Genomic DNA, 6,433 nt, shown 5'->3' with positions numbered 1-6,433 from the left:
CGGCGCGCGGGCCGCGGCGTCCGCGCGCCGCCGTCGCGCCGCGCCCCGGGCTCGAGCCGCCCGTCCCGCCCCGCCGCGCCTTCCTGTCGTCGCTCCTCGTGCCGGGGCTCGGCCAGGCGCGCCTCGACCGCCCGTCCGCCGGCGCGCTGTTCGTCGCGGTCGAGGTGGTGGCGATCGCGATGGCGTCCAAGTCGCTCTACGACCTGCGCGCCGCCAAGGCGTTCCGCGCCGACAGCATCCCGCTCGCGTTCCCGGTCGACACGGCCACGGGCCTTCCGACGGACACGCCGACGCGCGGCGAGGGGCCCTTCCCGGACGACCTGGTGCGCTCGCGGCGCGTGCACCTCGAGGACTGGCTGGCGGTGATCGCGTTCAACCACCTCATCGCCGGCGCGGAGGCGTTCGTCGCCGCCAACCTGTGGGACCTGCCGGGGCAGGTCGGCGCGCAGCGCAGCCGCCACGGCACCGGCGTCTCCCTCCGCTTCCGCTGGTGACCGCGCTGCCGCCCGACGCGCACGACCCCGCGGCCCCGATCGGCGTCTTCGACTCGGGGATCGGCGGGCTCACCGTGGCGCGCGAGATCATGCGCCAGCTGCCGCACGAGTCGATCGTCTACTTCGGCGACACGGCGCGCGTCCCCTACGGGCCCAAGAGCCCCGAGACGGTGCGGCGCTACAGCCGCGAGATCGCCGAGTTCCTGCGGCAGCAGGGGGTGAAGGCGATCGTCGTCGCCTGCAACACGGCCACCGCGCACGCGCTCCCGACGCTGCGCGCCGAGCAGACGATCCCCGTCGTCGGCGTCGTCGAGCCGGGCGCGCGCGCCGCCGTGCGGGCCACCCGCGGCGCCGCCATCGGCGTGATCGGCACGGTCGGCACGATCGCGTCGGGCGCCTACGACCGCGCGATCCGCGCGCTGCGCCCCGACGCCGAGGTGCTCGGCACCGCCTGCCCGCTGTTCGTGCCGCTGGTCGAGGAAGGCTGGCTGTCGCACGAGGCCACGCGCCTCGTCGCGCACGAGTACCTCGACCCGCTGCGCGACCGCCACGTCGACACGCTGGTCCTCGGCTGCACGCACTACCCGCTGCTCAAGGGGGTGGTCGGCGAGGTCGTCGGGCGCGCCGTCCGCCTCATCGACAGCGCGGAGGAGACGGCCGCCGAGACGGGGCGCGTGCTCGCCGAGCGCGGGCTCTCGGCGCCGGCCGGGAGCGCGCCGCGCCACCGCTTCGTGGCCAGCGACGCCCCCGACCACTTCTCACGGATGGCGCAGCGCTTCCTCGGGACGCCGCTCGAGCGCGTCGAGACGGTCACCCTCGGCTGACCCGTCCCACCGGCAGAGCGCGATCTCGCGCGCGTCGACCCGCAGGTAGGTCGGCGCGTCGAGCCACGAGCCCGCGTTGGCGTACACGCCGCCCGTGCGCGCCCGCTCGATCCCGGCGACGTGAGAGTGGCCGAGCACGAACAGCTCGAGGTCGGGCTCCGCCTCGAGGCGTGCGATCCCCGCGCGCCGGATCCCGAGCCCGTCGTCGCGCGGGCGGTACGTGCGGCTCGCCTGCGAGCTCCCCGTGGCCAGCCGGCTCGCCGCGTCGACCGGGAGCATGCGGTACGCCGCCTTGGACAGCGGGTGGCGCAGCACGGGGCGGATCGCGCGGTAGCCGCGGTCCTCCTTCCCGCGCAGCCCGTCGCCGTGCTCGACGCGGGCGCGCCAGCCGGCCAGCTCGCCCAGCCACGGCCCGAAGTGGTAGGTGACGCCCACGTCCTCGCGCAGCACGTCGCCCCCCCAGCAGTCGTGGTTCCCGGCGATCCAGGTCACGGGCACCCCCGCGTCCACGACGTCCGCGATCGCCGCGAGCACCCGGAAGCCCGTGCGCGGGATGGCCGTGCGCCACTCGAACCAGAAGTCGAACAGGTCGCCGTCGATCAGCAGGGCGCCGGCGCGTCCGGGCAGCGAGCGCAGGAACGCGACGAGGGCCCGCTCGGTCTCGCGCGGCGCTACGCCGAGGTGGACGTCGGCGATGACGAAGGTCGGGGCGGGGAGCACGGGCCAAGTCTAGCCCCGCCCCGGGCGGCGACAAAGTCGCGCCGCGGCCGCTCGGGTGGACAGCGCCCCCCCGGGCCGGCCATCTTGCCCCCGTGAGCCGCCCCCACGTGACCGAGCTGCGCGTCCGCTACGCCGAAACCGACCAGATGGGGGTGGTGTACCACGCCAACTACCTCGCATGGTGCGAGGTGGGCCGCACGGAGTGGATCCGCGCCGCCGGGATGAGCTACCGCGACATGGAGGCGCAGGGCGTGGGGCTGGCCGTCAGCGACCTCCAGATGCGGTTCCACGGCGCGGCGCGCTACGACGACGTCGTGCGCGTCGAGACGCGCTGCACCGAGGTGCGCTCGCGCCTCGTGAGCTTCGACTACGTCGTCAGCCGCGCGGCCGACGGCGCGCGCCTCGTGAGCGCGAGTACTCGCCTGGTCGCGATCGCCGGCGACGGCCGACCGGCGTCCATCCCGCCCGCGGTGCGCGAGCTGCTCGAGCGCGCCGTCGCCCCGGAGGCCCCGTGACGCGCTGGTCCCTCGCTGCGCCGCTCGCCGCGCTCGCGCTCACGGCCGCCGGGTGCGCGCCGCTCGTCCGCCCGCGCGCCGGCGCGCCCACGCCTGAGGTCGCGCTCCCGCGCACCGCGCTCGCGCCCACGCCGCAGCGGCTCGTGTTCCGCTGGCGCTACGACGAGGCCGAGGGGTTCAGCGCCCGCGGCGAGGGCGTCGCGCGCCTCGCCCCGCCCGACTCGGGGCGGCTCGACTTCTTCGTCGACGGCGGCATGGGCGGCGGCTACGCGGTGCTCATCGGCGACCGCGTGAGCGCGCCCGGCGGCGACATGATCCGCCGCCTCATCCCCCCGGCGCCGCTGCTCTGGGCCGCGCTCGGCCGCCTCGCGCTCCCCGCCGCCTCCGACACCACCGTGCGGTCGTCGGGCGACACCGTGCGCGCCGACGTCGGGCGCGGGCCGACGTGGCGCGTCACCTACGTCGCCGGCCGCCTGCGACGGATCGAGCGGATCGACGGCGGCCGCATCCAGGAGTGGGTGCAGCGCGACTCGAGCGCGGTACGCTACCGCCACGAGGGCGAGCGCCGCGCGCTCTCGCTCGACGTGCAACGGACGGAGACCGTCGATGCCTTCCCCGCGTCCATCTGGCCGCGCTGAGCCCGTGCCGACGTCGCGCCGCGCGTTCCTCGCCGCCGGCGCGGCCGCGCTGCTCGGCGGCTGCCGCTTCTCGCCGTACCGGTTCCAGGGCGGCGGGCTCCCGGGCAACATCAAGAGCATGGCGGTGCTCCCGTTCGAGAACGAGACCCCCGTCCCCGAGCTGCAGCGCGAGCTGTTCGAGGCGATGCGCCGCGAGCTGCAGAACCGGCTCAACCTGCGCGACGCGTCGGAGAACCGCGCCGACGCGATCGTCCGCGGCACGATCGTGAAGTACGAGATCGACGTGCCCATCGGCTTCAGCGCCGACCCGACGCAGGCCACCACCGCGCGGCGCCAGCTGCAGCTCGTCGTCGACGTCGCGATCGTCGACCAGGCCAGCGGCCGCACGCTCTGGGAGAAGAAGGGGCTCACCGCCAAGGGCGAGTACGCCGAGCAGAACGAGGCCGCCGGACGACGCCAGGCGATCCAGGAGGTCATCGCGGACATCATCGAGGGGGCGACCTCGCAGTGGTGACCGCGCCCGACGCGCTCGACCCCGCGCGCAAGGTCATGGGGTGGGACGAGGCGCGCGCGTGGCGCGCCGGCGTGCGCGGGCGGCTCGTCTTCACGAACGGCGTCTTCGACCTGCTGCACCCGGGCCACGTCGACGTGCTCGTGGGCGCGCGGCGGCAGGGCGACGCGCTCGTGGTCGGGCTGAACGCCGACGCCTCGGTGCGGCGGCTGAAGGGCCCCGAGCGCCCGGTGCGCAGCGAGGCCGAGCGCGCCTACGTGCTGGCCGCCCTCGGCGTCGTGGACGCCGTCGTCGTGTTCGGCGAGGACACCCCGCTCGAGCTGGTGCGCTGGCTCGGGCCCGACGTGATCGTGAAGGGCGGCGACTACCGCGAGGACACCATCGTCGGCGCGCCCGAGGTCCGCGCGCGCGGCGGCGACGTCGTGGTCATCCCGCTCACGCCCGGCCAGTCCACCACCTCCATCATCGAGAAGCTCCGTGGCGGCACCCGCTGACCTTCCGCGCGCCGCCGACGCGATGCGCGCCGTCTCCCTCGAGCGCGGCGTCGCCGAGTACGCCGAGGGCTCGTGCCTCGTCGCGTTCGGCAAGACGCGCGTCCTCTGCACCGCGAGCGTGGAGGCCGGCGTCCCCGGCTGGCGCAAGGGCTCGGGGCAGGGGTGGCTCACCGCCGAGTACGCGATGCTGCCGCGCGCGACCAAGACGCGCACCCAGCGCGAGCGGTCGCAGATCGGCGGGCGCACGCAGGAGATCCAGCGCCTCATCGGGCGCTCGGTGCGCGCGATGCTCGACGACTTCCGCTTCGGCGAGGTGACGGTGCGCGTCGACTGCGACGTGCTGCAGGCCGACGGCGGGACGCGCACCGCGAGCATCACCGGCGCCGCGGTGGCGGTCGTCGACGCATTCGACACGGCCGTGCGCGCGGGGCTCGTGAAGGCCTCGCCCGTGCGGCGGCGCGTCGCCGCGGTCAGCGTCGGGATCGTCGACGGCGTGCCGCGCCTCGACCTCGACTACGAGCAGGACGTGCGCGCGGCGGTCGACATGAACGTCGTCATGACGAGCGAGGGAGGGCTCGTCGAGGTGCAGGGGACCGGGGAGCACGGCACCTTCAGCCGCGCGGAGCTCGACCGCCTGGTCGACCTCGCGGAGCTCGGCATCCGCGACCTCGACGCGCGGCAGCGGGCCGCCCTGGGCGTCGCGTGAGCACGCGGCGGGTGGTCGTGGCGACGCGGAACGTCGGCAAGCTCGGCGAGCTGCGCGCGCTGCTGGCCACCGTGGGGCTCGAGCCGGTGGACCTCGTCTCCGCGGGGATCCCCGAGTCGCCCGAGGAGGACGCGCTCGAGGCGTTCGACACCTTCGAGGAGAACGCGCTCGCCAAGGCGCGCCACTTCCACGCGCGCGCGGGCGGCCTGCCGGTGATCGCGGACGACTCGGGGCTGGCGGTCGACGCGCTGGGCGGCGCCCCCGGGGTCCGCAGCAAGCGGTACACGATGCCCGGACCCGGCGAGTCGCAGACCGACGCCAACAACGTCGCGCTCGTGCGCGCGCTCGCCGGCGCAGCGGACCGGACCGCGCGCTTCGTCTGCGTCGTGGCGTACGTGGGGGAGGGGCGGGAGGTCGTCCGCCGCGGAGAGACCGCCGGCCGCATCCTCGAGGCCCCCCGCGGAGGACTCGGCTTCGGGTACGATCCGCTGTTCCTGAGCGACGACCTGGGCGTGACGTTCGCGGAGGCGTCGGCGGCGGAGAAGGGGCGCGTCGGCCACCGGGGGCGGGCGTTCCGCGCGCTCGTCGCGGCGCTGGGGGCGGACGCCGGCCGTTGACGTCGGCACCGGGGTCGGCTACGTTTTTCGCCGCACGCCGGGGCGTAGCGTAGCCTGGTATCGCGCCTGCTTTGGGAGCAGGAGGTCGCTGGTTCAAATCCAGTCGCCCCGACCTGGCAGGGACCTCGGTGGTGCGGGGCTCCCCGCGGCACGATGCGCCAGTAGCTCAGGTGGATAGAGCGACAGCCTTCTAAGCTGTTGGTCGGGGGTTCGAGTCCCTCCTGGCGCGCCACTCCGGGCCGGGTTAGGTTTTGGGAGTTGTACGGGTGTTGTCTGCTCCGATAGCTCAATGGTAGAGCAGCTGACTCTTAATCAGTAGGTTGTAGGTTCGAGTCCTACTCGGAGCACTACGGCCGGGGCCCTCTTCGGAGCGGCCCCGGCTTCGTCTCCCCCCGGCGGACGGGTGGGGAGGCGGCGGAACCTGCGGCGTCGGGTGGGTTATCCCGAGGCCCTGCCGCCCTGGCGACTGGTTCACGAGCGGTTTGCGACGAGATCGCGAACCCCCCTTGAAGTCGGATCCCGGGCTGGCTAAGATACATGAGTCGCCGCTGACGCGGCGGGCGAAGTCGAAGCGCCGGAACGATTTAGGCGGGTGCGCCTCAAGTGGGTTGCGAATGAAAGTTCAGCGACGCTCTTGACGGACTGACCGAGCCGAAGTACAATAAGAGGCTGCCGCAGAAAACGCGGCGACCCAACGCTGATTGACAATCGAGCAGAGATCGTTGGATGTGCGAGGCGGACTCGTAGACCCGGCAGCGACAGGCGGCCGGCGAGAGTTCAGACCTGATCATTCAAGTGATTCGGACGCGCTGTCTCCGCGACAGCGTGAGACAGCGCTTCGAAAGAGCAGACGAATTCTTCTATTGGAGAGTTTGATCCTGGCTCAGGACGAACGCTGGCGGCGTGCTTAACAC

The 6,433-nt window shown here is 74.1% G+C and carries 9 protein-coding genes and 3 tRNA genes; 11 read left to right on the top strand and 1 reads right to left on the bottom strand.

Annotated elements, in window-relative coordinates; genetic code table 11:
- A partial coding sequence (locus PYV61_RS19160; protein ID WP_275834596.1) for a hypothetical protein occupies nucleotides 1-494 on the top strand: 494 nt, incomplete at its 5' end.
- Nucleotides 491-1,318, top strand: a complete 828-nt coding sequence (gene murI / locus PYV61_RS19155; protein ID WP_275834594.1) for a glutamate racemase — start codon at nucleotides 491-493, stop codon at nucleotides 1,316-1,318. The genes PYV61_RS19160 and murI, both read left to right, overlap by 4 nt.
- Here the strand turns inward: murI and PYV61_RS19150 are convergent.
- Nucleotides 1,253-2,038 (bottom strand): UDP-2,3-diacylglucosamine diphosphatase, encoded by a 786-nt coding sequence (locus PYV61_RS19150; protein WP_275834592.1) that lies wholly within the window; start codon nucleotides 2,036-2,038, stop codon nucleotides 1,253-1,255. The genes murI and PYV61_RS19150 overlap by 66 nt on opposite strands.
- Before the next feature lie 92 nt (nucleotides 2,039-2,130).
- Here PYV61_RS19150 and PYV61_RS19145 point away from each other — a divergent pair, with 92 nt between their 5' ends.
- The 9 genes from PYV61_RS19145 to PYV61_RS19105 all read left to right on the top strand — a co-directional run bounded on the left by PYV61_RS19145 (nucleotide 2,131) and on the right by PYV61_RS19105 (nucleotide 5,866).
- Nucleotides 2,131-2,553, top strand: a complete 423-nt coding sequence (locus tag PYV61_RS19145) for a thioesterase family protein (protein WP_275834590.1) — start codon at nucleotides 2,131-2,133, stop codon at nucleotides 2,551-2,553.
- On the top strand, nucleotides 2,550-3,191 hold the full coding sequence (locus PYV61_RS19140; RefSeq protein ID WP_275834589.1) for a hypothetical protein: 642 nt from the start codon (nucleotides 2,550-2,552) through the stop codon (nucleotides 3,189-3,191). Before PYV61_RS19145 ends, PYV61_RS19140 begins: the two co-directional genes overlap by 4 nt.
- Nucleotides 3,192-3,195: 4 nt before the next feature.
- Complete coding sequence (locus tag PYV61_RS19135) at nucleotides 3,196-3,705, top strand: LptE family protein (RefSeq protein WP_275834587.1); 510 nt, start codon at nucleotides 3,196-3,198, stop codon at nucleotides 3,703-3,705.
- Nucleotides 3,702-4,196, top strand: a complete 495-nt coding sequence (gene rfaE2 / locus PYV61_RS19130; protein WP_275834585.1) for a D-glycero-beta-D-manno-heptose 1-phosphate adenylyltransferase — start codon at nucleotides 3,702-3,704, stop codon at nucleotides 4,194-4,196. The genes PYV61_RS19135 and rfaE2 overlap by 4 nt, the downstream gene beginning before the upstream one ends.
- 22 nt (nucleotides 4,197-4,218) lie before the next feature.
- Nucleotides 4,219-4,902, top strand: coding sequence for a ribonuclease PH (rph, locus tag PYV61_RS19125; protein ID WP_345785264.1), 684 nt, complete (start codon nucleotides 4,219-4,221; stop codon nucleotides 4,900-4,902).
- Complete coding sequence (gene rdgB / locus PYV61_RS19120) at nucleotides 4,899-5,519, top strand: RdgB/HAM1 family non-canonical purine NTP pyrophosphatase (RefSeq protein ID WP_275834581.1); 621 nt, start codon at nucleotides 4,899-4,901, stop codon at nucleotides 5,517-5,519. The genes rph and rdgB overlap by 4 nt, the downstream gene beginning before the upstream one ends.
- A 38-nt stretch (nucleotides 5,520-5,557) precedes the next feature.
- A tRNA-Pro gene (locus PYV61_RS19115) sits at nucleotides 5,558-5,631 on the top strand.
- Between the two features lie 43 nt (nucleotides 5,632-5,674).
- Nucleotides 5,675-5,751: transfer RNA gene (locus tag PYV61_RS19110), tRNA-Arg, on the top strand.
- Nucleotides 5,752-5,794: 43 nt separating this feature from the next.
- Nucleotides 5,795-5,866: transfer RNA gene (locus PYV61_RS19105), tRNA-Lys, on the top strand.
- Nucleotides 5,867-6,433: the final 567 nt, after the last annotated feature.

Origin of the sequence: Roseisolibacter sp. H3M3-2 (genome assembly GCF_029211165.1) — a bacterium.
In the GTDB taxonomy this organism is placed as follows: domain Bacteria; phylum Gemmatimonadota; class Gemmatimonadetes; order Gemmatimonadales; family Gemmatimonadaceae; genus Roseisolibacter.
Note: the sequence above shows the minus strand (reverse complement) of the source record. Positions and strands in the feature narration are given on the sequence as shown.

Excerpts from the sequence above, each read along its gene's own strand:
- rph (WP_345785264.1), top strand. The coding sequence starts at position 4,219 with ATGCGCGCCGTCTCCCTCGAGCGCGGCGTCGCCGAGTACGCCGAGGGC.